This window comes from Acinetobacter sp. YH12086, assembly GCF_013419345.1.
GTDB classification, from domain to species: Bacteria; Pseudomonadota; Gammaproteobacteria; order Pseudomonadales; family Moraxellaceae; genus Acinetobacter; species Acinetobacter amyesii.
This window is the reverse complement of record NZ_VPAF01000017.1, coordinates 1-24,110: the sequence shown is the minus strand read 5'-3', so window position 1 is coordinate 24,110 and position 24,110 is coordinate 1. Positions and strand designations below refer to the sequence as shown.

At 42.0% G+C, this 24,110-nt stretch carries 22 protein-coding genes and 2 pseudogenes; 11 read left to right on the top strand and 13 right to left on the bottom strand.

The annotated features are described in order from the left end of the window. Positions 1-19 precede the first annotated feature (19 nt). The gene (gene thrC, locus FTU29_RS14640; RefSeq protein ID WP_078192584.1) at positions 20-1,159 is read left to right on the top strand and encodes a threonine synthase; all 1,140 of its coding nucleotides are present in this window, start codon (positions 20-22) and stop codon (positions 1,157-1,159) included. A 122-nt stretch (positions 1,160-1,281) separates the two neighbouring features. On the opposite strand, the gene FTU29_RS14635 is transcribed toward thrC, so the two are convergent. After that, positions 1,282-2,331: a serine hydrolase gene (locus tag FTU29_RS14635; protein WP_143221671.1), complete on the bottom strand. Its 1,050-nt coding sequence runs from the start codon at positions 2,329-2,331 to the stop codon at positions 1,282-1,284. A gap of 212 nt (positions 2,332-2,543) precedes the next feature. Between FTU29_RS14635 and FTU29_RS14630 the strand changes: the two genes are divergently transcribed. Genes FTU29_RS14630 through FTU29_RS14620 form a run of 3 tightly spaced genes read left to right on the top strand, consistent with a single transcriptional unit; the run spans position 2,544 to position 6,214 of the window. Continuing rightward, complete coding sequence (locus FTU29_RS14630; RefSeq protein ID WP_111884856.1) at positions 2,544-3,179, top strand: response regulator; 636 nt, start codon at positions 2,544-2,546, stop codon at positions 3,177-3,179. 22 nt (positions 3,180-3,201) lie between these two features. Then, positions 3,202-4,767, top strand: a complete 1,566-nt coding sequence (locus FTU29_RS14625; RefSeq protein WP_180122584.1) for a PAS domain-containing sensor histidine kinase — start codon at positions 3,202-3,204, stop codon at positions 4,765-4,767. Between the two features lie 19 nt (positions 4,768-4,786). After that, entirely contained in the window at positions 4,787-6,214 is a 1,428-nt protein-coding gene (locus FTU29_RS14620; protein ID WP_180122583.1) for a sigma-54 dependent transcriptional regulator, read from the top strand. 22 nt (positions 6,215-6,236) lie between these two features. Here FTU29_RS14620 and FTU29_RS14615 read toward each other — a convergent pair whose 3' ends face one another. From FTU29_RS14615 to lptF, 4 genes are all read right to left on the bottom strand, one after another. After that, on the bottom strand, positions 6,237-7,412 hold the full coding sequence (locus tag FTU29_RS14615; RefSeq protein ID WP_078192589.1) for a S41 family peptidase: 1,176 nt from the start codon (positions 7,410-7,412) through the stop codon (positions 6,237-6,239). Positions 7,413-7,429: 17 nt separating this feature from the next. Beyond that, the gene (gpmI, locus tag FTU29_RS14610; protein ID WP_078192590.1) at positions 7,430-8,977 is read right to left on the bottom strand and encodes a 2,3-bisphosphoglycerate-independent phosphoglycerate mutase; all 1,548 of its coding nucleotides are present in this window, start codon (positions 8,975-8,977) and stop codon (positions 7,430-7,432) included. A 122-nt stretch (positions 8,978-9,099) separates the two neighbouring features. After that, complete coding sequence (lptG, locus tag FTU29_RS14605; protein WP_180022072.1) at positions 9,100-10,170, bottom strand: LPS export ABC transporter permease LptG; 1,071 nt, start codon at positions 10,168-10,170, stop codon at positions 9,100-9,102. 1 nt (position 10,171) lies between these two features. Then, on the bottom strand, positions 10,172-11,272 hold the full coding sequence (lptF, locus tag FTU29_RS14600) for an LPS export ABC transporter permease LptF (RefSeq protein WP_180122582.1): 1,101 nt from the start codon (positions 11,270-11,272) through the stop codon (positions 10,172-10,174). A 159-nt stretch (positions 11,273-11,431) separates the two neighbouring features. On the opposite strand from lptF, the gene FTU29_RS14595 reads away from it, so the two are divergent. The 4 genes from FTU29_RS14595 (at position 11,432) to FTU29_RS14580 (ending at position 14,319) form a co-directional block, all read left to right on the top strand. Beyond that, positions 11,432-12,880, top strand: coding sequence for a leucyl aminopeptidase (locus FTU29_RS14595; RefSeq protein ID WP_180122580.1), 1,449 nt, complete (start codon positions 11,432-11,434; stop codon positions 12,878-12,880). Next, on the top strand, positions 12,873-13,280 hold the full coding sequence (locus FTU29_RS14590) for a DNA polymerase III subunit chi (protein ID WP_180122578.1): 408 nt from the start codon (positions 12,873-12,875) through the stop codon (positions 13,278-13,280). The genes FTU29_RS14595 and FTU29_RS14590 overlap by 8 nt, the downstream gene beginning before the upstream one ends. 39 nt (positions 13,281-13,319) lie before the next feature. Further along, positions 13,320-13,958: a hypothetical protein gene (locus FTU29_RS14585; RefSeq protein WP_180122577.1), complete on the top strand. Its 639-nt coding sequence runs from the start codon at positions 13,320-13,322 to the stop codon at positions 13,956-13,958. 142 nt (positions 13,959-14,100) lie between these two features. After that, complete coding sequence (locus tag FTU29_RS14580; protein WP_078192596.1) at positions 14,101-14,319, top strand: hypothetical protein; 219 nt, start codon at positions 14,101-14,103, stop codon at positions 14,317-14,319. Between the two features lie 62 nt (positions 14,320-14,381). Here the strand turns inward: FTU29_RS14580 and FTU29_RS14575 are convergent, their stop codons facing one another. The 7 genes from FTU29_RS14575 to glnK all read right to left on the bottom strand — a co-directional run bounded on the left by FTU29_RS14575 (position 14,382) and on the right by glnK (position 20,550). Further along, on the bottom strand, positions 14,382-14,927 hold the full coding sequence (locus FTU29_RS14575) for a VTT domain-containing protein (RefSeq protein ID WP_078192597.1): 546 nt from the start codon (positions 14,925-14,927) through the stop codon (positions 14,382-14,384). A gap of 112 nt (positions 14,928-15,039) precedes the next feature. Then, entirely contained in the window at positions 15,040-15,699 is a 660-nt protein-coding gene (locus FTU29_RS14570; RefSeq protein ID WP_078192598.1) for a riboflavin synthase, read from the bottom strand. Positions 15,700-15,732: 33 nt separating this feature from the next. Beyond that, positions 15,733-17,025 carry a DNA adenine methylase gene (locus FTU29_RS14565; RefSeq protein WP_078189462.1) on the bottom strand — a complete coding sequence of 431 codons (1,293 nt, stop codon included), beginning with the start codon at positions 17,023-17,025 and terminating at the stop codon, positions 15,733-15,735. Then, positions 17,022-18,125, bottom strand: a complete 1,104-nt coding sequence (gene ribD, locus FTU29_RS14560; protein WP_180122575.1) for a bifunctional diaminohydroxyphosphoribosylaminopyrimidine deaminase/5-amino-6-(5-phosphoribosylamino)uracil reductase RibD — start codon at positions 18,123-18,125, stop codon at positions 17,022-17,024. Before ribD ends, FTU29_RS14565 begins: the two co-directional genes overlap by 4 nt. Before the next feature lie 36 nt (positions 18,126-18,161). After that, complete coding sequence (gene nrdR, locus FTU29_RS14555) at positions 18,162-18,620, bottom strand: transcriptional regulator NrdR (protein WP_067763170.1); 459 nt, start codon at positions 18,618-18,620, stop codon at positions 18,162-18,164. A 138-nt stretch (positions 18,621-18,758) separates the two neighbouring features. Further along, a complete protein-coding gene (locus FTU29_RS14550; RefSeq protein ID WP_180122573.1) occupies positions 18,759-20,150 on the bottom strand; it encodes an ammonium transporter in 1,392 nt (463 codons plus the stop codon). A gap of 61 nt (positions 20,151-20,211) precedes the next feature. Then, entirely contained in the window at positions 20,212-20,550 is a 339-nt protein-coding gene (gene glnK, locus FTU29_RS14545) for a P-II family nitrogen regulator (RefSeq protein ID WP_067763174.1), read from the bottom strand. Positions 20,551-20,828: 278 nt separating this feature from the next. Between glnK and FTU29_RS14540 the strand changes: the two genes are divergently transcribed. From FTU29_RS14540 to FTU29_RS14530, 3 genes and pseudogenes are all read left to right on the top strand, one after another. After that, positions 20,829-21,056 carry an accessory factor UbiK family protein gene (locus tag FTU29_RS14540; RefSeq protein WP_078189551.1) on the top strand — a complete coding sequence of 76 codons (228 nt, stop codon included), beginning with the start codon at positions 20,829-20,831 and terminating at the stop codon, positions 21,054-21,056. 66 nt (positions 21,057-21,122) lie between these two features. Continuing rightward, positions 21,123-21,962, top strand: a pseudogene (locus FTU29_RS14535) (YifB family Mg chelatase-like AAA ATPase); the annotation flags it as partial. 121 nt (positions 21,963-22,083) lie between these two features. Continuing rightward, positions 22,084-23,928, top strand: a complete 1,845-nt coding sequence (locus FTU29_RS14530; protein ID WP_180122571.1) for a hypothetical protein — start codon at positions 22,084-22,086, stop codon at positions 23,926-23,928. 64 nt (positions 23,929-23,992) lie between these two features. Here the strand turns inward: FTU29_RS14530 and FTU29_RS14525 are convergent. Then, positions 23,993-24,110: pseudogene (locus FTU29_RS14525) on the bottom strand (IS30 family transposase); the annotation flags it as partial.

The following is a 24,110-nucleotide window of genomic DNA, read 5'->3' as shown; positions in this document are numbered from 1 at the left end:
ACACAATTGGAACATCATCATGTCTAATGCCAATCGTTATACTGGTTTAGTTGACCGCTATCGCGACCGTTTACCCGTATCTGCAACTACTCGCGCAATTTCTTTGGGCGAAGGTAATACGCCACTGATTAAGCTTGAGAACATTCCACGCATTATTGGCAAAAATGTTGAAATTTATGTGAAGTACGAGGGCTTAAACCCGACTGGTTCATTTAAAGACCGTGGTATGACCATGGCTGTAACAAAAGCAGTTGAAGAAGGCTCTAAAGCAATTATCTGTGCATCTACAGGTAATACATCTGCTGCAGCGGCTGCTTATGCTGCACGTGCAGGCATTAAAGCATTTGTGCTCATCCCAGAAGGCAAAATTGCCATGGGTAAAATGGCACAAGCGATGATGTATGGCGCGGTAACAATGCAAATTCACGGTAACTTCGATGACGGTATGCGTCTTGTAAAAGAAGTTGCAGATCAAGCACCAGTTACGATTGTAAACTCAATCAACCCATATCGTCTGCAAGGTCAAAAAACCATTGCTTACGAAATCGTTGACGAATTAGGTCGTGCGCCAGATTACCACTGCTTACCTGTAGGTAATGCGGGTAACATTACAGCACACTGGATGGGTTATACCGAAGCTGTAGCGAATCAGCCTAAAGAAGAATTTGTACAAGTCGTTTATGATCCTGAAACTGATCAATTCACAGGTCCAAAACCTGCGGGTCTACCAACAATGGTGGGTTACCAAGCTGCTGGCGCGGCACCATTCCTACGCGGTGCACCTGTAGAAAACCCTGAAACAGTAGCAACTGCAATCCGTATCGGTAACCCACAAAGCTGGAACCATGCTAAAGCAGTAGTCCGCGATTCAGAAGGCTGGTTCGATGAACTCCAAGATGCTGAAATCTTAGAAGCACAGCGTCTACTGTCTATGTACGAAGGTGTATTCGTAGAACCTGCTTCTGCAGCGTCTATCGGTGGTGCGATTCGTGACATTAAAGCAGGTAAAATTGCTGAAGGTTCTGTGATCGTATGTACTGTGACAGGTAACGGTTTAAAAGATCCTGACACTGCCATCAAGCAATGCCAAGATGCAGTAATGTTGTCGATTGATGCAACTATGGATCAAGTTCGCGATTCAATTCTGTCAAATATGTAATTCATATGCTGACTAAATAAAAAAGCCCTGCTCTTGCAGGGCTTTTTATATCTTGCATTCACTTCAGCATTTAAACGTTGAGTAAATCCAAATACTGAAAGAATGAAAAATCTGAAATCTTATTAAATACGTTTTGGTAACTGGCTCGCCCAATTCATTAAACGTGTCGCATCATTGGTTCGTGCAACTGAAGAATCCGCACCCAATAACACCACTACCGCTGGACGGTTATTCAATGTGGTATGCATCACTACACAGCGCCCTGCTTCATTAATAAATCCAGTTTTTGAAATATTAATATTCCAACCACCATTACGCACTAAAGCATTAGTATTGTTTGATTTCAATACGCGGTAGCCCAAATTAAAGTCATAACTTGGTGTGGTTGAAAATTGACGAATCAAACCATACTGCGAAGCGGTATTCACCAAAATACCTAAGTCACGTGCCGAAGCGACATTGCCTGGGTGCAAGCCAGTCGATTCCACATAATGAGTCGAGTTCATCCCCAATGAGCGTGCTTTCGCATTCATCGCTGCAATAAATGCAGAACGACCACCTGGATAAGTACGTGCTAATGCCGAAGCCGCTGGATTTTCAGACTTCATTAAAGCAAACAGCAATGCTTCTGCGCGGTTCATACTGTCGCCAGCACGAAGTGTTGAACTTGAGCTTTTACAACCTGAACATGAGAAATCAGACTGTTGTAAGGTAATCTTTTCAGACATGTTTAATCGGGCATCTGAAATCACTACTGCTGTCATGAGTTTGGTAATCGATGCAATCGGTAAAGCGGTATTGCTATTTTTGCTATATAGCACTTCACCAGTTTGACCATCCATAACCAGTGCTGCACGCGCATTTACAGAGGGCTGTCCTGCGTATTGATTGGTATCAATAATACGGACCGTTTTCGATGGTGCTGTCTGTACCACGCCGCCTGTACTACGTACAGAAGTAGTCACTTTCGTTGACCCTTGAGGAGATGGCTCTTCAGCGCTATAAGACACGTCACCGTTGAGTAACTGGTTTGCATCTTCAGATGACCAGCTAATATTTGACTGCTGATTTGCAGCACTATTCATCACAATTTCAGCAGAACTGAAACTGCTCATACTGAATAAAATTGACATGCCCAAAACGTGCATGAAGGATTTATTTAATTTTTTCACCATTGCTCACTCAACTCAGGATACTAAACATTTGCGCAAGACCAGCAATATGCCGTACATTGGTCACAACTACGAACATTTTTTGCTCACACATTGTGTATGAAGTTTTTCATTTCATATAAGAATAGGATTGCTAATTTTGTCGTTTCATTGCAAGCTTATTTTGCTTTATGTAACAAAAAAAACAGATTTTGATTTGAGGGAGAGTGTAGGTGATCACAGTTTTGGTGGTAGATGACCATGAATTAGTCCGTACTGGTATTTGCCGTATGCTCGAAGACCATGCAGATATCCAAGTCATTGGACAAGCCGAATCTGGTGAAGATGCGATTACACTTGTTCGCCAACACCATCCAAATGTTGTTTTATTAGATGTCAATATGCCGGGGATCGGGGGGGTAGAAACCACACGTCGCCTACTTCAAACAGCGCCAGATACAAAAGTCCTCGCCGTCAGTGGACTTGCTGAAGAACCCTACCCGTCTTTATTGTTAAAAGCAGGTGCCAAAGGCTATATCACCAAAGGTGCACCAGTTAATGAAATGGTCCGTGCGATTAATAAAGTGATGCAAGGCGGCAAATATTTCAGTGCAGACATTGCAGAACAACTGGCCAGCTCATATTTGTCTGATACACAACAATCACCTTTTGACGCCCTGTCTGAGCGTGAAATGCAAGTTGCCATGATGGTGGTCAATTGTATTAGTGCACAAGAAATTTCTGATAAATTATTCGTTAGTGTTAAAACAGTGAATACCTACCGTTACCGCATTTTTGAAAAACTGAATATTGATAGTGATGTCAAACTAACTCACTTGGCGATTCGCTACGGGTTAATCAAACCTTAACACAACGTACATCCTGTTACTTATGACACAGCGTTCAATTCATAGTGAATTGAACCAGTATCATTTAGGCCTTTGGTACAGTGCTTATCGCTTTATCATCAGTGCCTGTCTGTTACTGGTCTTTTTACTGACCTACACTCAATTCACTTCAGATTATGAATACCCACGTTTATACCTATATGTATTGACGATTTATTTGCTGTTTACCAGCATTCAATTCATGTCGCTTGGACGCTTCAAAGTCCGTATTCCAAACCAGTTACTGCTGTTATTCATTGTAGATGTCATTTCGCTGAGCTTACTGACCTTAGCCATCGATGGACCTAATTTACATTTGAGTTTGCTGTTTGTGATTACGATTTTTGCAGCATCCCTGTTATTAGATGCCCAAAAAGCTTTGGTCATCACCCTCATCGCTGTGATTTGCGTGGTGTATCAACTGTTTTTAGGTTCAATTCTTGAATTTACCTCACTCAAAAATTTAACCAACAGTGCGATTTTGGCTTTTTTATTTTGTGTGGTGTATGGCAGTGCACAAATTGCCGTGAAACGTTTTCAGTTATTGGAAAATCTGAATTTTTCGCAATCCTTAGAGCTACATCGGCTACAAAACATTAATCGCTATATTTTAGAGCAGATTGACACGGGCTATTTAGTATTGGATGAAAACTGTCATGTGGTGCTGAGTAATCCTGCTGCTTGCCATTTACTCGGCATGCCAAATTCTTATCATCATGACCAATATCCGCTGTATACCACGCAGCCCGATTTATTTGAATTACTCAAATTTGAAGATTTAAAAAGTGGTGAAAAATTCCAATTTGAATCCCAACAAAGCCAATACCACATTCAGGTACTCGTACAAAAACTCGTTGTGCCGCATCAAATGCTGACCTTGCTGATTTTACAAGATGCACAAAAACTCAATCAGCAAGTGCAACAACTAAAATTAGCCGCTTTAGGGCAACTCTCCGCCAGTATTGCTCACGAAATTCGCAATCCTTTAGCCGCAATTGTGCATGCCAATGATTTATATCCGCAAAGTGATACCGAACAACAGCACATGTTGAATCATATGATTTCACGTCAAGCGGTGCGGATCAACCGAATTATTCAAGATACCCTAAATATGGTGCGCAATAAGGAAACCCATCCTACTCGTCTGAATCTAGAACAATTTTTACCGCTGTTCCTACAAGAAGATCTAGCAGACATTCAACAGAACATTCGACTCAATGTACAAGCCAAAACTTTGATCGATTTTGATGAGGCACAGTTCAGACAAATTTTAATCAACCTAATTCGTAATGCGATTCGCCATAACAATCCGGACATGTCGTATATCGAAGTGGTGGCGCGTACGGATCAGAAAAAAGTCCAGATCGATGTCCGAGATTTCGGCAATGGGGTTGCTTTACAAAACCGTGCACAGTTATTTCAACCATTTTTTAGTACCGAAATTACCGGAACTGGTTTAGGATTATATCTTGCTCATAGCTTCTGTGAAGCGAATCAAGCACAGCTTTCCTATGTAGAACAAAAACAGGGAGCTTGCTTTAGGATTGAGTGCTTACAAGCTGTTATTTAATTGTTTTTAGGGGAAAACTGTGGATTCACAACCACTGGTATTATTAGTTGATGACGAAGAAGACTTATGTATGCTGATGCAGATGTCTTTATCAAGGATGGGGGTTAAAACGCATGTTGCACATCGCCTCGACGAAGCTAAAAAAGCCTTGTCTACCTATAGCTACGATGCCTGTCTAACCGATCTCAACTTACCCGATGGTAATGGTCTACAGCTCTTAGATTGGATGAATGAATACTGTCCGACCCTGCCCGTTGCTGTGCTAACAGCCTATGGCAACATGGACATTGCCATTGCCGCATTAAAGGCGGGAGCTTTCGACTTTGTCAGCAAGCCGATCAATCCAAAACATCTTGAACAACTGCTACAAAAAGCCCTGAATAAGCCATTGGCCGAAGACATTACTTCGCAAGATGCTTTAGAACATAAAATGTTGATTGGTGAATCGCTTCCAATCCAGCAATTGCGTCGAACTCTAAAGAAAATTGCACGTTCACAAGCACCTGTTTTTATTACGGGTGAATCTGGTACGGGTAAAGAGGTCGTGGCCAATCTGGTTCACCGTTTAAGCAACCGTAATGAAGGGCCCTTTATTGCTATTAACTGTGGGGCAATTCCCACAGAGTTAATGGAAAGTGAACTTTTTGGCCATAAAAAAGGCAGCTTTAGTGGTGCCACCCAAGACAAGCAAGGTCTGATTCAATCTGCACATGGTGGTAGCTTATTTCTGGATGAAATTGCCGAATTACCTTTAGCCATGCAAGTTAAACTGCTACGTGCTGTACAGGAAAAACGTATTCGTCCTGTGGGTTCAGACTGTGAAATTGATGTTGATTTCCGTGTGATCAGTGCCAGTCATCAGGACTTAGAAGCGCTCGTCCAACAAGGTCGCTTCCGCCAAGATTTATTCTTCCGTATCCATGTGATGGATTTAGTGTTGCCTGCCTTACGTGAACGTGGCGACGACATCCTCTTATTGGCGCAACATTTTATTCAAAAAATTAGCCTTGAATGGGAAATTGCCACTAAGCCTCTGACTGAACGTGCGAAGAGTTTCCTACTCAGCCAATATTATCCGGGTAATGTGCGTGAACTCCGCAATATTATCGAACGTGCTATGACCCTCTGCGATGATGAGCAAATTGATCTTCAACATCTGCAAAGTGCGCCATTAAGACAACCGAGTGCTCAGTTCAATTCCGCTCCAACAACGAATGATTCTGCTCAGCTTGCTGTAAACAGCAACGAACAGAGTGTGGTTCCTCGTAAACTGCCTGAAGAAGGTTTAGAGCTTTTTTTAGAAAATATCGAAAAAGAAGTGCTCATGAATGCGTTGAATTTGACTCACTGGAACAGAACCCTTGCCGCAAAAAAATTAGGCATGTCATTCCGCTCATTGCGCTATCGTTTGAAAAAATTCGGTTTAGATACCGAAGACGAAGAGTAAAAGTTTTCCAGCGTATTGCTGTTTATTTTTGATTCAGCAATAACTCTGCAACATGATCGACATAGTGATCTTCACGTGCATCATGTTGCAGCGGATAGTTATAGTCTGGCTGCACTCCAATTCCTTCAATCATTTTGCCATTCGGTGTCAGATATTGCGACACAGTCATTTGTAAAGCCGCACCATTACTCAATGGAAATAGTTTTTGAACCACACCTTTACCATAACTTTTCTCACCCGCTACCCATGCACGTTTATGCTCTTTTAATGCTGCGGTAAAGACCTCTGCGGCAGAAGCAGAACGATTGTTGATTAAAATACCAACTTTCATATTTTGAAATTCAAAACTCGGTAAAGCCTGAAACTGTTGGTCACCCTCAGATCGACTTCGAGTCGACACAATAATGCCCTGATTCAAAAACAAATCGGCAGACTCCACTGCTGCGGACAATAACCCGCCGGGGTTATTTCTTAAATCAAACAATACGGCTTTGACACGTGAACCATGACTTTCAATTAAACGCTTAATTTCATTGGCTGTATCTTGTTGAAAAACTTTTACGTGTAAGACTAAAACCTGATTATTTAATAATTTAGATTCTATATCTGTTTCAACTTTAGTGTTTCTGACCAGATTGACCGGTTGACTTGCAGTTATCAATTGTAGATTCAGCGTTGAGCCTATACTGCCAGTGAGTAGGTGTCGCACTTGATCTTGATTGAGTTTTTTGAGTTCTTGATCATCAATTTTAAATACCGCCGCGCCATTTTTCAGACCTAGCTTTGCAGAATCTGCATCAGGCTTTAAATTGGTGATGACCCATTGCTGTAGACCTGCATCAAAGCGCAAATTGAAATCGACACTCGCAATATCGCCTTCAGTGTATTGCAAAAGCTGCTTATAGTCTTCAGGTGAAAGATATCGTGAATAGCGGTCTAAACCACTGACCATGCCTTTGATGGCTTGTTGGAATAATGCATCGTCATTTTTTTCAACGACATAATTTTCTTTGACAATGCCATAGATCTGAACAAATTGTTGGATGGATTCGACAGGTACTTCGGCATAACTTTGTTCATAGCTGCCATCAAATTCATCGAAAGCCGACTTTGCTTTGTCGGCTCCCCATGTCGAATGACTAGAACACAGCAGCAAGGCTGTAAGGCTTACAACTGACGTCCAGTGTGCTTTAGTCATTCATGCTTCCTTACATTTTAAGCTTCAAGAGTAATCAAGTTACGACCTTGCATTTCTGTTGGTACAGGAATGTGCATAAGCGTTAACAGTGTCGGCGCTACGTCAGCCAAAACACCACCTTCTGCAATTGTTGCATTGGTCGGGCCAACATAGATAAACGGTACAAGTTCAGTGGTATGTTGAGTATGCACCTGACCACTTTGGTAATCCTGCATTTGCTCTACGTTACCATGATCGGCAGTCACGAGCATGTGACCTTTATTTGCCATCACAGCTTCATATACACGGCCTAAGCACGTGTCTACAGCCTCAACCGCTTTGACTGCTGCATCAAACACACCGGTATGGCCAACCATATCACCATTGGCATAGTTCACCACCAGTAAGTCGTACTCACCTGAATTAATTGCGGCAACCAATTCATCAGTGACTTCATAAGCGCTCATTTCTGGTTTTAAATCATAGGTCGCAACGTTTGGTGATGGAATCAAAATACGTTTTTCACCCGGATATTCATCTTCACGACCACCACTGAAGAAGAAGGTCACGTGTGCATATTTTTCAGTTTCAGCAATACGAAGTTGTGTTTTACCCAAATTAGACAGGTATTCACCAATCGAGTTATGCAACGCTTCTGGCATATAAGCCACAGGTGCATCAATTGTCGCTTGGTAACGTGTCAACATGACAAATTTTGATAAAGCGGGAACCACTTTACGTTCAAAACCTGCAAAATCTTTTTCCACAAATGCTTTGGTAATTTCACGCGCACGGTCAGCACGGAAGTTCATAAAGACAACGCTATCACCATCTTGGATCGGTGCTAAATCACCAATACGCGTCGCTTTCACAAATTCATCTGATTCTTCAGCAGCATAAGCCTGCTCTAGACCTTCAACAGCAGTCGCTGCTGTACGCACTGCTTCACCTTCAGTTAAAAGACGATAGGCTTGCTCAACACGATCCCAACGGTTGTCACGATCCATTGCAAAGTAGCGACCAATCATGGTGGCAATACGACCTTGACCCGGATACTGAGCAAACAGCGCATCTAACTTTTCAAGCGAAGGTTGTGCACTTTTTGGCGGTGTATCACGACCATCAAGGAATGCATGAAGATAAACTTTTGCACCGCGTTTTAATGCCAATTCAGCCATCGCCACAATGTGATCTTCATGTGAATGCACGCCACCTTCAGACAATAAGCCCATGATGTGCACTGCACCATTGGCAGCTTTGGCTTTTTCAACCGCATCAACTAAAACATCATGTTCAAAGAATGCACCGGTACGAATATCTTTGGTAATACGAGTAAAGTCTTGATACAGCACACGTCCTGCACCAAGGTTCATGTGGCCCACTTCAGAGTTACCCATTTGTCCATCAGGTAAACCAACGTCTTCGCCAGAGCCTGAAATCAATCCATGCGGATGCTTTTCCTGCATTGCAGTCAAGTTAGGTCGTTTTGCTGCTAAAAAGGCATTGTCCTCGACCGCTTCGCGATGACCCACACCATCCATAATTACCAATACGTGTGGGATTTTGCCAGCAGTTGCATCCGTCATAATGAACACTCTTTCGTTTATAAATTAATCATACTATCTTACCGAATTTTCGGTGAAGACTCTATGTGACAACCATGGTTTATCTAGGTCATCAACATTGTTTTACTCAATCTTGCATGCACTTAACGTGCGCGGTGCAGCAGATAACCACCCGCTACAAACATCAAAATAATTGGTATAAAGACGAACCATGCAGGCGATGGCGCGTACACCAAACTTGCATAACCCAAGAAATCTTGTAAGTAGTAAAAACCCAGTCCAGCAAATAAGGCAATCACCAAGCGGAAACCCATCGACTGTTGACGTAAAGGTCCAAAAATAAATGAACACGCGATCACCACCAAGGCAATTAAAGCAAAGGGTGAACCAAACTTTTGCCAAAACGCCAATTGGTAAGTTTTCGGGACTTGGCTATATTCATGCATATAGCTCATAAAGCTCACCAATTGACTCGGTGATAGGTCTTCAGGGTCAATGGTAACCATATGCACATATTTAGGTTGCAACGCCAATGAAAGCGGCTGTTCAACATTTTTCTTTGAGACGGCATCACCCGTCGCTAATAGATCCACTTGTGTTGAATTTTGTAGCGACCAAGAGCCATTTTTGACAAAATTCCCTTGCTCCGCATCCAAAGTGCCTCGCAAACGATATTTTTCATCAAAATCAACAACCTGAACATCTTTAATTTGACCTTGCGAATTGGCATAGTCAATATAAATAAAGCGCTGACCTTCACGCGACCAATAGCCTTTGACTTCACCCAACTCAGCCGCAGTGCGGTGACTTTTGACGCTTTTGGCTTGTTCATTTGTATAGGGAATGACCCATTCGCTTAATGCAAAGGATAAAACCACCAAAATGAGTGCCGAACGAATCACCCAGCCCACAATCCGCCAAAGGCTGATGCCGACCGAACGCATCACAATCAATTCACTGTTTGAAGCTAGAGTCCCTAAACCCAATACCGCGCCAATCAAGGCTGAAATCGGTAAAATTTCATATAAATAATTCGGTGAACTCCATAACACATACTGCAAAGCATTCCATGCGTTATAACCTTCTTTCAGCGAGCCCAATTCACCTAAATAAGTAAAAAGCACTTGTAAGCCAGCCAATACCGCGGTCGCACCAAGCATGGCTAAAGCAGTAGTTTTGGTCACATGTTTTGCAACTATACGACGTGCCAACATTTTAAGACCTCACTCGCTGAATTTGTTTCTTAATTTTGGGCGCTAATTTTTGTTTACGCGAGAACAATGCTGCTGCAATACCGTAAATCACTAAGACCAGTGGATAAGCCCAGATGCCCATTTCATCTTTACTGATCCGCGTTTTGATCGCCATTAAGGCTACGATTAAACTGGCAAAAATAAGTAAAGCTGGGAACAGTTTTAGGTAACGCCCTTGACGAGGACTGACCTCAGACAAAGCAGTGGCAAGCAATAACGCCACCAAAATAGCGAACGGCACAAAGATTCGCCAACCGAGTTCACTGGCAACCACAGGATCATGACGGTTATCCCATAACTTCGAGCTTGGTAAAGCTTCTACTTCGGTACTTTCAAATTTTGCTTCTTTATCATTTTCTAAACGTAAACGATAACTTTGGAATTCAGCTTGAGAATAACGCGGTTGCCCCGGATAGATTTCGTAACGGCGGCCTTCAACTAAATCAACCACATTGGCATTGTCATCGGGCACTTCGACGCGGGTCGCTTCTTTTGCCAAAATAATGACATCAGGCTTGCCCTCTTTTTCTGCACGCTGATAGAAGAAAATATCTTTTAAGTTTTTACGGTCTTCTGACAAGTCCCCTGCATAAATGGTATAGGGCCCAGAGGAAATAAACTCTTTCGGTCGAACCAAGTCAAAGCCTGTTCGTACCGCTTGTGAAGTCGTTAATGCTTCAAACTGACGGATGCCCCAAGGCGACGCCCACAGCATCAAAAATGCTTGAACAGCCATAAAGACCACGGTCATCGGCACCAATAAACGTGACAATTGATTACGACTGACACCACTACCATTGAGCACAGCCATTTCATGATCGACATACAGACGACCAAAGACCAACATCAGACCAATAAAGAAACCGAGCGGAAGAATTAAGGTTAAAAATTCAGGCAAACGGTAGCCAATGATGCTAAATAAAATACTTGCATCTAAACGACCCTGCGCCGCCACACCAAAGTACTTGATCAAACGACCACCCATCATGATCAAGGTCAATAAGGCAATCACAACCAGTGATGTCGACACCACTTGCTTGACCAGATAACGCCGAATAATCAAATTAATTCTTCCAAAAATAGGGCCAATAAAAACTAGCGTTAGTTTACCCGAATGTAGAAAATATAAAACCTATACCCTTGTTGCTCATTGAAACTCTATTCATATAAATGTTTCAATGGTTTAATGGTTTATAAATTTAAAAAGGCATAAATACCGCACATGAAACTTTCTATTAATACGTCATTCCAAACGAATGCGTCCAGCCAATATTTGTTGATATTAGTAGATTCTGAGCACGTTACAAATGCAGCTACTTCATATCAAATCAATGATTTAGATAATTTAATTGAAGCAACTCAATTTAAAGCAGCACTCAATGAAAGTCTGCCTTTGGTGGCGAACATTGCCGCTTGTCGCAATAGCGCACTTTTAGGCCTCGGCAAAGTTGCTGAATTACAGGTCAATAAATTTGCAAAAATTGCACAAACCATTATTAAAGCGTCACAAAAAAAATTCAAACAGATCAGTGTCGATATCTCTGCCCTACCACAAGAACAACATTATTTATTTGCACTTAGCCTGACCCAAGCGGCTTATGCATTTGATGAATACAAGTCTAAGAAAAATGAATTTGTTTTGGAGCAGATCCATTTAATCGCTGCTGAAAGTCCATTAACCACTGCACAGCTTGAATTAATTTCTGCAGTGCAATCAGGTCAAAGTTTTACTCGTGACCTAGGTAACCGTCCGGGCAATATCTGCTTCCCTGAATATTTAGCCGAACAAGCTCAAGCGCTTGCAGCTGAATTCCCTGATCAACTCAAAGTGACTGTACTCGATGAACAGCAAATGGCTGATCTCGGTATGGGTGCTTTCCTTGCTGTGAGCAAAGGTTCTGACCGTCCAGGCCGTATTATTACCATCGAATACCTATCAAACCGTGAAGAAGCACCAGTGGTGCTTGTTGGTAAAGGTGTGACTTTTGATACGGGTGGTATCTCACTTAAACCGGGTGCAGGCATGGACGAAATGAAATTCGACATGTGCGGTTCTGCATCAGTTTTGGGTACCATCCGTGCGCTGTGTGAAGCGAAATTACAAATTCATGTTGTGGGCGCAATTGCTGCTGCAGAAAACATGCCATCTGGTCATGCCACTCGCCCGGGTGACATCGTAACCACCATGAGCGGTCAAACCGTTGAAATTTTAAATACCGATGCCGAAGGTCGTTTGGTACTGTGCGATACCTTGACCTATGTAAAACGCTTTAACCCTGCACTGGTGATTGATATTGCAACCCTTACCGGTGCATGTGTTGTGGCACTGGGTTCAGTCCTCACCGGTATGTTCACTCCTGATGATGAACTGGCTGCTGAATTGACCGCTGCAGGTCAACATAGCTTTGACCGCGTATGGCGCATGCCCGTGATTGAAGATTATCAAGAACAACTTGATTCTCCATTTGCAGATATTGCCAACATTGGTGGGCCAAAAGCTGGCTCTGTGACCGCTGCTTGTTTCCTTCAACGCTTTACGCGTGAATACCGTTGGGCGCATTTAGACATTGCTGGGACTGCATGGAACTCTGGTGCAAATAAAGGCGCAACAGGTCGTCCTGTACCATTATTAATGCAATTCTTAGCGAATCGTGCTCAAGCGAATGGCTAAAGTTAGCTTTTATTTATTTGAAAAAAGTCCTGAACGACAAGTCGAAAGCACTTGTCGTTTATGCCGTAAGATCCTGCGTCAGCCTGTACGTATTTGGCTACATTGTGCTGACCCAGACTTACAGCAACAACTTGATGAACGCCTGTGGAGTTTCGATCACACAGGTTTCATTCCCCATGGTATCGATCAACCCGAGGCAACGGTCTGTATTTCTACCCAATTGCCTGAGCAAGCCGACTGGATTGTGTTTAATTTTAACGATCAAGCACTTGAACAGTTCGCAAGTTTTAGTCACATTATCGAAATTATTGAAAATAACGAACCCGCTAAAATTATCGGGCGTGAAAAATATAAACAATATCGACGTTTGGGCGTTCAACCGCAGACCCATAAACTTTAACGTGATATTGGTTTTACCCTATTTGCAAGGAGGTGCACCATGGCATTGAATGTCGGTCCAGACTTTAAACAGCGCTGGTTAAAAGTACCTGAAGCTATTCGTCAGACCTTTATTGATGACCTTGGTCGCGTTTGCGATGTACTCAATCCTAGTACAGACATTAAACAATGGCTGGTCAATGACCAACAGCAGCAGCAAGTGTCTTTTGACAAAATTGAGTCTGCCTATGCAGATTTGAAAGCACAGCTGATTGAAGATGCTCGTATTCGCAAACAACTGGCTTTAGAAAAAGCCTTAGAAGAAAAACGTGAAGCAGAACAAGCCTATGCAGAACAACTGAAACGTGACGAAGAGTTACGCTTTGCTGCACAAACGCAAGCGCTCACCATGATGCAGCATAATCTTAATCGTGAAGTACAACACTATGCCGCTCGCTATCATAAAAATCCTGAAACGGGTTTAGCGGGATTAAGTCAAAGCTTATCGGTTAGCGAAGGACAGATGTTGTCAGAACTCGAAAGTGTACGCGTGCGTTTGGAACTTGAAGCAGAAACGCAAATCGAAATGGCCGTCAGTGATTTCCGTGCAAAATTGAAAACAGCCGCACAAGAAGAAATTGACTATATCTTAGAAAACTCCAATTTTTCGACAGAATCTACATCGTCCCAAGCATCTTAAGCCGTGCATCGAAATCTGGTCACTGTCATTAAACTGACATGTATTTGCAACATGATGTTCATATGACTGAAGCATTGTCCCTCAAAATACAATGCTTCAGGCATCCTAAAAATATAATCATGCATCCAGATGGGAATTCAATATGGACATCATTCACCAGATTACCCAGAAAATATCCTCTCTATCTGCTGGAGAACAATGGGACATTCGTGCCAAAGATCTTTGGCTGAGTCATTCAGACTTTCACAGTATTTCGGTGTATCTCAGCCGTGAATCAGAAAAAGGTGGTTTTAGCATTCAGCAACCGCCCCACAGCTCGATTTTTCAAACCCTTGATGTAGTGACCGTTACAAAACACTAAGTGGTCATCTACTCCATAAAAAAAGCCCACAACTGTGGGCTTTTTTTATGTCTAAGTTTGGCTTAGACCAAATCTGCAACTGCAGAAACGGTATGTCCTAGGAAATAACCGATACCGAGTAATAATCCAATCCAGATGAAACCACCTAGCACGTTATAGAACATAAATGTGCCAAGGTTCATGCGTGCAGACCCAGCAGCAAAAGGTGCAAAAGAACGTACAAAGGGTACAAAGCGTGCGACTAAAATCGTTTTACCACCATGCTTCATAAAATATTTATTGGTTTTGACCATATATTCGGGCTTAAAGTAACGTGTGTGCTTATTAAAGTACTTAATGCCTAGCACGCTGCCCGTGTAGTAATTGACGCAGTAGCCCAAGACCGATGCGACAAATAACAGCAGCCCCATAGTGTGTAAATGCACCACTTCCGTTGTTGAGCATAATGCGCCGATGGCAAGCAACAGGCTGTCTCCTGGCAGGAAGAACATAAATACTGAACCCGTTTCTGAAAATATCACCAGAAATAAAATGGCATAAATCCACACACCATAATTTTCCAATAACATGGGTAACCACTGTTCCAGATTCAGTAAGAAATCAATCATTATCACCTGTCTGATTATTCATCATATATGTCATACCGCGACGCATTATCACCAAAAATAAAAAAACAGTCTAATTTTTCAATCAGACTGTTTGGTTTTCTTCGGTATCAACTTATTTCAAGAAGCCATTTTCAGCGAGAAAATCTAAGCTAATTTTCGATTGCGCTGTGGTCTCAGCGGCTTTATCACCGAGCAATAAACGCTCAATATAACGTGCTAAAACATCCACTTCCAAGTTCACTTTAGCCCCAGCTTTCCACGTACCGATATTGGTTCGTTCAGCCGTGTGCGGAATTAAATTTAAGCTCAGCACATTGCCACGTAAATGGTTAATTGTCAGGCTTATACCATCCACGGTCACAGAGCCTTTTTCTGCTAAATAGCGTGCAATTTCTTTCGGTGCGGTCACTTCAAAATAAATTGAACGTGCATCTGAACGAACTTGAGTGATTTCACCCACTGCATCGACATGACCACTGACAATATGTCCACCAAAACGCGTGGTCGGCAACATGGCTTTTTCCACATTTACTGCCTGCCCTGCTTTCCAGTGTTCCAAAGTGGTCCGATTTAAACTTTCACGTGATACATCAGCTGCATACCAATTGCTACCAAAGTCAATCACGGTTAAGCAAATGCCATTGGTGGCAATCGAGTCCCCCAAATGCACATCCGACATGTCTAAATCTGTCTGGATACGCAAGCGGACATCGCCGCCCACGTTTTGAATGCTTTCAACTTTACCTAGACTTTCAATAATGCCTGTAAACATGTTCAATCCCTGAAAAATATGGGGCGATGATTTTTACCACAAATCAAGTTGCGTGCTCACACCAGAGGTATCAACCCCACCCAATTCTGCAAAATGGTGCAATTGACTCAACAACTGACGGATTGGTGGACCTGATTTGGCATGCGTATCCGTGATGACAATAAACTCTAGTACGCGCGCACGTTCAGACTGACGCTGCTTGCTCACACGGTAACGTGGTACATCTTGCGTCAATAAGCTTACTCGACCACGTTTTAAATTGGCTTGTAACAAATCTGTGGCGCTGATATTACCATCGGTTGAATAGCTCGTCAGGATGTAACGTGCATTGATGGTTTCTAATAATTTTTCATAAGCTTCTTTCGCATGCTTCGAAGAATTATACGGACTTGGACGTTCTTTACGCCATGCACGATCGATTCCGCTCTTAAAACCCTTGGTGTCTGGTGTTGGTAAATCCACCTGATCCCATAACGTTAAAGCATTCAACACATGGTAGTTACTGCTGTAAGCGTGCTGGTTATACGGTGGATCGAGATAAGCCACATCCACTTCAAAGCCACTCATTTGATTAGCCAAATGCTGTGCGTCGACACACCACATTTCAGCGGCGGGTTTTTTCGGATCACCAATTTCACAAAAACGACTTGGGGTCAGCCATAACAATGAACCGATACGATCTAAGGCTGCTTGGGTTTTACCGCCCCAACCATGATGGAAACTTTTAAATACACCGCTGGTATTGCTGACAAAACTTGCTGAATACAATAACGGCGCTAACAAAGCACTCATTTCCACATCATCAATCGCGCCTTGAGCTTGCCAAGTTGCAATTTGCTGACGAATCGCATCGATACGCATACCGTTACGGCGTTTAAAGAATAAGCGGTCACGTGCAGGATCGTAGATTTCATCATTACGTGGACACAAGTTATGGGTCACCCAACCTTTCACTTCTGGCAAACGGTTCAGATAATCAATCGCTTTCTGATAGCCACCCAACTCTTTAAACGCTGGTGCTTCAACGCAAGAGAGAATCGCGCTGTTCAAGGCGTGGCTGTAGGGTTCCCAGTCATTGGCAATAACACGATAGCCGTTTTGACGTGCCAACCGTGACACTACACCCGAACCTGCAAAAAAATCTGCAAATATCGGCGCACGACCATCTTCGCGTTTTAAGGTTCCCGTTTGCTCAAGTGCTTCTAAAATCAGATGTAATAGACGGCGTTTGTTTCCCAAATAAGGAACCAACTGATGGAAAAGATATTCGTCTGTGGTACGAGCCGCATGACGACGTTTGTGATAAACCGTAGACTCTGAATTCATAGCGTCTCTTGAGAAGGGATTAAACTTAAGCGAATGTCATCACCCAATTGAGTGACATCTTTCAGCTTAAATCGAAGCTGCTCTGCCATGCGGTCAAATTCCGCATTAAACATCGCACGTGCTGACTGACCCAACAAGGTCGGTGCAACATAACTGATCATTTCATCGATCAAATGTTCTTGTAAGAAAGCGGTCGAAAGTGTCGCACCAGCTTCCACAAGGACATCATAAATTTGGAACTGTTGAACACAGACTGCTAACAGATCGGCCAATGGCTGAATTTCAAATTGTACCACGCCCAAGTCAGCAAGTTCCTGACGATATGGCCCCATGACCATCACGGTTTCAGGTTGCTGCAATATTTTTGCGCTTAATGGCAAGCGGCCTTGACGATCTAGCACGATACGTTTCGGCTGAACCACGTTATGCATGTCAACAGTATCATCGAGCTGACGTACGTTGAGTAAGCAATCATCGGCTAATACAGTCTCAATCCCAGTGATTACGGCACCTGATATCGCACGCCAATGTTGTACATCTTGTCGCGCCATTGCACCAGTAATCCACTTAGACTCACCCGAGGCCATGGCCGTACGCCCATCAAGGCTTGATGCAACTTTGAGGCGGACATAAGGCATGCCCGTCGCCATGGCTTTTAAAAAGCCCGAGTTCAATTGATGCGCTTCTGCTTCACAAATACCTGTGATCACGTCAATGCCAGCATCACGTAGGATTTGTACACCTTTACCCGCAACCAATGGATTGGGATCGGGACAGGCCACAACGACTTGAGCAACACCTGCTTCCACCAAACCTTTGGCACAAGGTGGCGTACGTCCATAGTGTGCGCAAGGCTCCAAAGTCACATAAGCGGTTGCGCCACGTGCGGCCTCACCTGCATCACGCATTGCAAAGACTTCTGCATGCGGCTGACCCGCTTTGGGATGAAAGCCTTCACCAACCAATTGACCATCTTTGACAATTACACAGCCCACATTGGGATTGGGACGCGTGCTGTATTGCCCCTGCTGTGCCAATGCAATTGCACGCCGCATCCACTGTTGATGCTGCTGCAACGTCACTTGATCTAACTCAGACATGTAATCACTCATGATAAAAATGGAAGCAGATGTGCATTAGTGCTCACGCTGCTGCATTTGTTCAATTTGACGACGAAAAGCTTCTACATCTTGGAAGTCTTGATACACAGAAGCAAAACGCACATAAGCCACATGGTCTAAAGCAAACAAAGACTGCATAACAATTTCACCAATGGTGCGTGATTTCACGTCACGTTCACCCAAACGGCGAATTTGCAATTGAATATCACTGAGTACCGTTTCAATTTGCTCTTGCGTTACTGGACGCTTTTGCAAGGCATGCATCAGCGAGCGGCGGAGCTTGGCTTCATCAAAAGGTTCGCTCTTTGAATCAGACTTGATGACACGCGGCATCACCACTTCATAGCTTTCAAAAGTTGTAAAACGTTCACCGCAACTAATACATTCACGGCGGCGGCGTATCTGACAGCCTTCAGCAGCAAGACGTGAGTCAATCACTTTACTGTCTTCAGCGTTGCAAAATGGACAATGCATAGCGGTTAAATTGAACAAATCCGAATGGATTTAGAGTGTAGCAAAAATTTTGAAATTTGTAGAGCTTTACGCTAGATATGGAAAAAAAACAGCCCTTTCGGGCTGTTTTACACAATATATTGATTTACTGTGATCTTATTATTCTACACGTTCACCATGTTGACTTAAGTCTAGACCCATACGTTCGTCATCAGCTTCAACACGGATGCCAATCACTAGATCAATCACTTTCAAGATAATGAATGTCATCACAGCTGAGTAAGCAATGGTCGCTAGTACACCTTCGACTTGAACCCATAATTGATGCATTAAGTTGCTCGGTGCTTTATCACCCATGATGAATTCGCTGGCAAAGAATGCTGTAAGGATCGCACCCACGATACCACCGACACCATGCAGACCAAACGCATCCAAAGAGTCATCCGCTTTCAACGCACGTTTCAGCGCAGTAATACCCCAGAAGCAAACCACACCACCGATCAGACCCATCGCTAGAGCGCCGCCAACTGTTACAAAACCAGCCGCAGGTGTAATCACTACAAGACCTGCTACCGCACCAGAAGCGCCACCCAAGACAGATGCTTTACCACGAACTACTTTTTCAGTAATTAACCATGCCACTGCTGCTGCCGCTGCTGCAACTTGTGTTACCACCAATGCATAACCAGCTGAACCATTTGCACCTAGAGCAGAACCACCGTTGAAACCGAACCAACCTACCCATACAAGGCTTGCACCGATGACGGTTAAAGTTAGGTTATGTGGCGCCATAGATTCACGGCCAAGCCCCATACGTTTACCAAGCATATACGCTGCAACAAGACCCGCAATACCTGAGTTGATGTGAACAACCGTACCACCCGCAAAATCAAGCGCACCGTCGTTTCCTAACCAACCACCACCCCATACCCAGTGGGTAATTGGTGCATAAACCACAACACTCCAAATTGCGATGAACGCAACGAAAGCACCGAATTTCATACGTTCTGCAATCGAACCGCTAATAATGGCAACGGTAATGATGGCAAATGTCATTTGGAAAATAACAAAAAGAATCTCTGGAATCGTACCGGACAAGGCTTCTGTGGTGATACCCGACAACATAAATTTGTCTAAGCTACCGATAAAGGCATTACCTTCACCAAATGCTAAGGTATAACCCACAATCACCCACGTTAAGCTCACGACACCTGCCGCAACGAAACTGTGTGCCATCGTGCTGAGTACATTTTTCTTACGGACCATACCGCCGTAAAATAATGCTAAACCGGGAATTGTCATGAGTAAAACAAGTGCAGTGGACACTAAAATCCATGCTGTATCACCTGTATCGAGCTTAGGCTCTTCTTCTGCAGGTGCTGGCGCTGCTTCAACTGGAACTGCAGTTTCTGTTGTATTTAGCGTTGTTGTATTTGCAGTATCAACTACTGTGACTTCTTCTGTAGGTGCTGTTGCGCTTTCTTCAGCCCACGCAACAGAACCACCTAAAAGTGCACTGGACAAGCCGAGTGCAATTAGCATCTTTTTCATTCGTATCCCCCGACCTGATTTTCTGAGTTATTAGCTACTCAGCAAACTTCATGCCAATTTTTTAAACGGCATCTGCACCTGTTTCACCAGTACGGATACGGATGACTTGTTCCAGATTGCTTACAAAAATTTTACCGTCGCCAATTTTTCCTGTGCTTGCAACACGAGTAATGGATTCAATTACGGTATCGACCATTTCATCACTGATTGCGATTTCGATTTTTACTTTTGGTAAGAAATCAACCACATATTCAGCACCACGATAAAGTTCAGTGTGACCTTTCTGGCGACCGAAGCCTTTAACTTCAGTGACAGTGATCCCTTGAACACCATTTTCAGAGAGTGCTTCACGCACGTCATCTAATTTAAAAGGTTTTACAATTGCAGTTACGAGCTTCATGTTTTGTTTTCCTTCGGCTTATTTCACCTGTAAGGTTTTATGTTCAATTTTCATGCCAATATGACTACAGTCGGGGGAAAATAGTCAGCCCAGCATGAGATTTCTTTATAACCTATTTTATACGGATAATCTTGCGTATGCTTATAAAAATAGACGTTTTTACTAGAAGAATTACGATTTTACTGATCGATTAAACGCATATTTAAATGAAAGCACTATGGTCATGAATGTGGCGATGTTAAACTGCTGCCACCAAATCACTGAGGATGGTCTAAACAATGATTGAAACCTTATTACAAGCGATATTAGAACAAATCGATCAGCCGAAAAAAGACGTCGAACATAATCTTCGCAGCTTACTCAATGAAGCTGTGAGCAAAATGGATCTCGTGTCGAAAGAAGAAATCGAACGCCAACGTACTGCACTGAATAATGCCAATTTACGTTTAAATGAATTGTTGAAACACGTCGAAGAACTCGAACAAAAAATTCAGAACAAAAAATAAGCACCTTTTTAGTGCAACAAAAGACGCATAACGATTAAAAATAATGCACCATAACGGAACAATAATATGTCTTTTGCCAAAATCTATACTCGGGGTTTGCTCGGCTTAAATGCACCCCAAATTGAAGTTGAAGTCCATGTCAGCCAAGGTCTGCCTTCATTGACCATTGTTGGCCTACCTGAGGCCGCCGTCCGTGAAAGTAAAGACCGTGTCCGCTCTGCGATTATTAATAGCGGCTTTCAGTTTCCGACCAAACGTCTGACCATTAATCTTGCACCCGCAGATTTACCGAAAGATGGTTCACGTTTAGATCTCGCCATAGCTTTAGGGATTCTGATCGCGTCGGGACAACTTCCTGAAAATGCAGCAGATGGTTTTGAATTTATTGGAGAATTAGCACTTGATGGTTATTTACGACCTGTCAGTGGCATCTTAAGTATAGCCATTGCCTGTCAGCATATCGGGCATCATCTGATTCTACCGGCACTCAATGCCGATGAAGCGGCGCAACTGCCGGAGTTCCAAGTCTTTCCTGCGCAGCATCTTAAGGATGTGTGTGAACATTTAAGTCGTTCAGCCTTAATCAGTAGCCATCCCTCGACATCGTCAGCCAATCAACACAGTTACCCTTTTGATTTATCTGATGTGAAAGGTCAACTGAGACCACGTCGTGCTTTAGAAATTGCGGCTGCAGGCGGTCATTCCCTACTATTTCGTGGCCCTCCGGGCACAGGCAAAACTCTACTCGCCTCGCGTTTAGCCAGCATTCTGCCCCCCTTAGATATGCAAGAAAATTTGCAAGTCGCGAGTATTTATTCCATTGCAGGTGCAAATCATCATTTTGGGCAGCGTCCATTTCGTGCGCCGCACCATACCGCATCTGCGATTGCCCTCGTCGGTGGCGGATGTCACTTACAAAAATAAAAGCTAGTTTACAAAAATAGAAGCTAGTCAAATATATAAAAATAGACTATTAATAACTCATAATTTCTTTTTTATAATAACCTTTATTAGAGTATATTCTGATATGACCTCTATTGACTCATTTCCTGATGATGAAATCGAACGAGTTGTCTACCTATATAGTTGTTTAAAGTTAAATTCGAGTTCTGAATCTGACAATATATTAATTGAAGTTCTACTTGTTGAGCTTGATGCGGCAAACCCTAATCGTTTAAATGTATCTGAAAATTCTTACAACAAATATGATGTCACTTTTCGAGATTTGGATACAGTACAAATTGGCACAATATGGAAAGGCCAAACACGAATAGAGGGAAGAAAATTCTCTTTTAATAACTGTCTGAGAACAGTTAATTTTGAGTTTGATTTTTCCATTAACGAACCAAAGATCATTAGATTTGATGCTAAGATTCCTGATTCAGACGAATACTACTTATATAATGAAAAAATATTCATTCCTAAAAATGAATACAGTGCAAATGTGCCTTTTAGATATTACCCATTTTTAATGAGTAAATATTGTATTTTAAAATCAAATGATAATATCGAAGTACTTACAAGTTGTATTCATTCACTCCATGCTTTTTATATCCCTGCAAGAAAGGACATTAGAGGCCATATCATCAATGAAAATTACAGTATTTCACATATAGTTGATTTATTTTTAGAAAAATATGAAATTCAAAATGTTGAAAATGTTGAAAATGTTGAAAATGTTGAAAATGTTGAAAATGTTGAAAATGTTGAAAAAATATCTGTTGTACTGAAAAAAAATATGGTTAAAACCATAGGAAAAGAAGCGATCACATTTTTGGCAAATCTAGCACTAAACAAAAACACCCAAGAAAAAGTGCTAAATATACGAAATTCGTTAAATGACATAAAACTCGATAAAACTGGAAAGCCATATCCATCTAGATTTCCTAGTGTAATTCCTCCGCATTCAACAACAATGAGCTTAACTGCCGAAGGTATTTGGCTTGAAAATGGAAAACGATTTTTAATTACACACGTATCTAAAGTTTCTCCTATTGCTGATTTTCCTATAGTAGCTTATGCACCTGTAACAGAATCAGAGGAACAGATAGAAACCATTGATAAAGATAAAGTTCATAGACAAGGTCGAAACAAAAAAAAACGCAATAACACTCGTATCAACACCCAAGAAGACCCATCTCACAACAGAGGTGAAAATAAAAAACAGACTGATATTTCAGTAGATTTTACTGACTTCGATATTGAGATTATTGAAGAAGTAATTGAAACTGAATCAAATATACAATATATTGAAAGTAAAGAAAAAAATGAAAATAAAGATGAAGAATCATCAGGCAACCGTTATGGCAATAGAAAGAATAAACCTACAAAATCTGAAAATTCAGAAAAAAAACCGAATAAACTAGATGTAGATGATCTTGCTCTTATATTTAGTAGTTTAAAAAACATTGAAGCTAAAAAAGATTCTACTAAATTAACTAAAGTATCTTGCATTGATCAAAGTGGAAATCTTTCAGACACCTTTTCACTTTTACAGATAAAGCCCATCGTTAAATTCCCTATTCATAATACTTGGATTAACGATGACGTTGGAAGATTACTTTTGTTTTTAAAGTTAGAGTTAGCCGAATTTCATGATCATCTTTACCTTATTGATATTAAGAAAAATAACAAAAATAATGAAGCATTTTGTTTTTTTCTATTTATTACCAAAGAGATGCTTAATGAAAAAAATATAACCATGATTTGTGAAGCAATTGAGGGGAAAAAAGGAACAAAAAAATGGTTCGATATTTGCAAGACTAACTTCAATCAAAAAAGAGCCATGAAGCACATGCATACTGACCAAGCTGATTGGGTTGCAAGTTTTAATAAAATTTTCAAAATATTAATAAAAAAGAAAAAATTATAAATAGAGAATTAAATTTACTAAAATATGCTTCGTATTTATTGAAGAATTACGAAGCAGGGCGAATTCAAACATGAGGTGCGACAGTTTGAAAAGTCTTATGATAATCAACAAGCTGAGCAAATTTCTCTAATGGTGTAAGCCAATCTAACGCTTTTCTAGGACGAGTATTCAGTGACATGGCA

What these genes read in the sequence shown, in the direction of transcription:
- thrC (WP_078192584.1), top strand. Translation starts at nt 20, where the DNA reads ATGTCTAATGCCAATCGTTATACTGGTTTAGTTGACCGCTATCGCGAC.
- FTU29_RS14625 (WP_180122584.1), top strand. Translation starts at nt 3,202, where the DNA reads ATGACACAGCGTTCAATTCATAGTGAATTGAACCAGTATCATTTAGGC.
- FTU29_RS14615 (WP_078192589.1), bottom strand. Translation starts at nt 7,412, where the DNA reads ATGACTAAAGCACACTGGACGTCAGTTGTAAGCCTTACAGCCTTGCTG.
- gpmI (WP_078192590.1), bottom strand. Translation starts at nt 8,977, where the DNA reads ATGACGGATGCAACTGCTGGCAAAATCCCACACGTATTGGTAATTATG.
- lptG (WP_180022072.1), bottom strand. Translation starts at nt 10,170, where the DNA reads ATGTTGGCACGTCGTATAGTTGCAAAACATGTGACCAAAACTACTGCT.
- FTU29_RS14595 (WP_180122580.1), top strand. Translation starts at nt 11,432, where the DNA reads ATGAAACTTTCTATTAATACGTCATTCCAAACGAATGCGTCCAGCCAA.
- FTU29_RS14590 (WP_180122578.1), top strand. Translation starts at nt 12,873, where the DNA reads ATGGCTAAAGTTAGCTTTTATTTATTTGAAAAAAGTCCTGAACGACAA.
- FTU29_RS14585 (WP_180122577.1), top strand. Translation starts at nt 13,320, where the DNA reads ATGGCATTGAATGTCGGTCCAGACTTTAAACAGCGCTGGTTAAAAGTA.
- FTU29_RS14580 (WP_078192596.1), top strand. Translation starts at nt 14,101, where the DNA reads ATGGACATCATTCACCAGATTACCCAGAAAATATCCTCTCTATCTGCT.
- FTU29_RS14575 (WP_078192597.1), bottom strand. Translation starts at nt 14,927, where the DNA reads ATGATTGATTTCTTACTGAATCTGGAACAGTGGTTACCCATGTTATTG.
- FTU29_RS14570 (WP_078192598.1), bottom strand. Translation starts at nt 15,699, where the DNA reads ATGTTTACAGGCATTATTGAAAGTCTAGGTAAAGTTGAAAGCATTCAA.
- FTU29_RS14565 (WP_078189462.1), bottom strand. Translation starts at nt 17,025, where the DNA reads ATGAATTCAGAGTCTACGGTTTATCACAAACGTCGTCATGCGGCTCGT.
- ribD (WP_180122575.1), bottom strand. Translation starts at nt 18,125, where the DNA reads ATGTCTGAGTTAGATCAAGTGACGTTGCAGCAGCATCAACAGTGGATG.
- nrdR (WP_067763170.1), bottom strand. Translation starts at nt 18,620, where the DNA reads ATGCATTGTCCATTTTGCAACGCTGAAGACAGTAAAGTGATTGACTCA.
- FTU29_RS14550 (WP_180122573.1), bottom strand. Translation starts at nt 20,150, where the DNA reads ATGAAAAAGATGCTAATTGCACTCGGCTTGTCCAGTGCACTTTTAGGT.
- glnK (WP_067763174.1), bottom strand. Translation starts at nt 20,550, where the DNA reads ATGAAGCTCGTAACTGCAATTGTAAAACCTTTTAAATTAGATGACGTG.
- FTU29_RS14540 (WP_078189551.1), top strand. Translation starts at nt 20,829, where the DNA reads ATGATTGAAACCTTATTACAAGCGATATTAGAACAAATCGATCAGCCG.
- FTU29_RS14530 (WP_180122571.1), top strand. Translation starts at nt 22,084, where the DNA reads ATGACCTCTATTGACTCATTTCCTGATGATGAAATCGAACGAGTTGTC.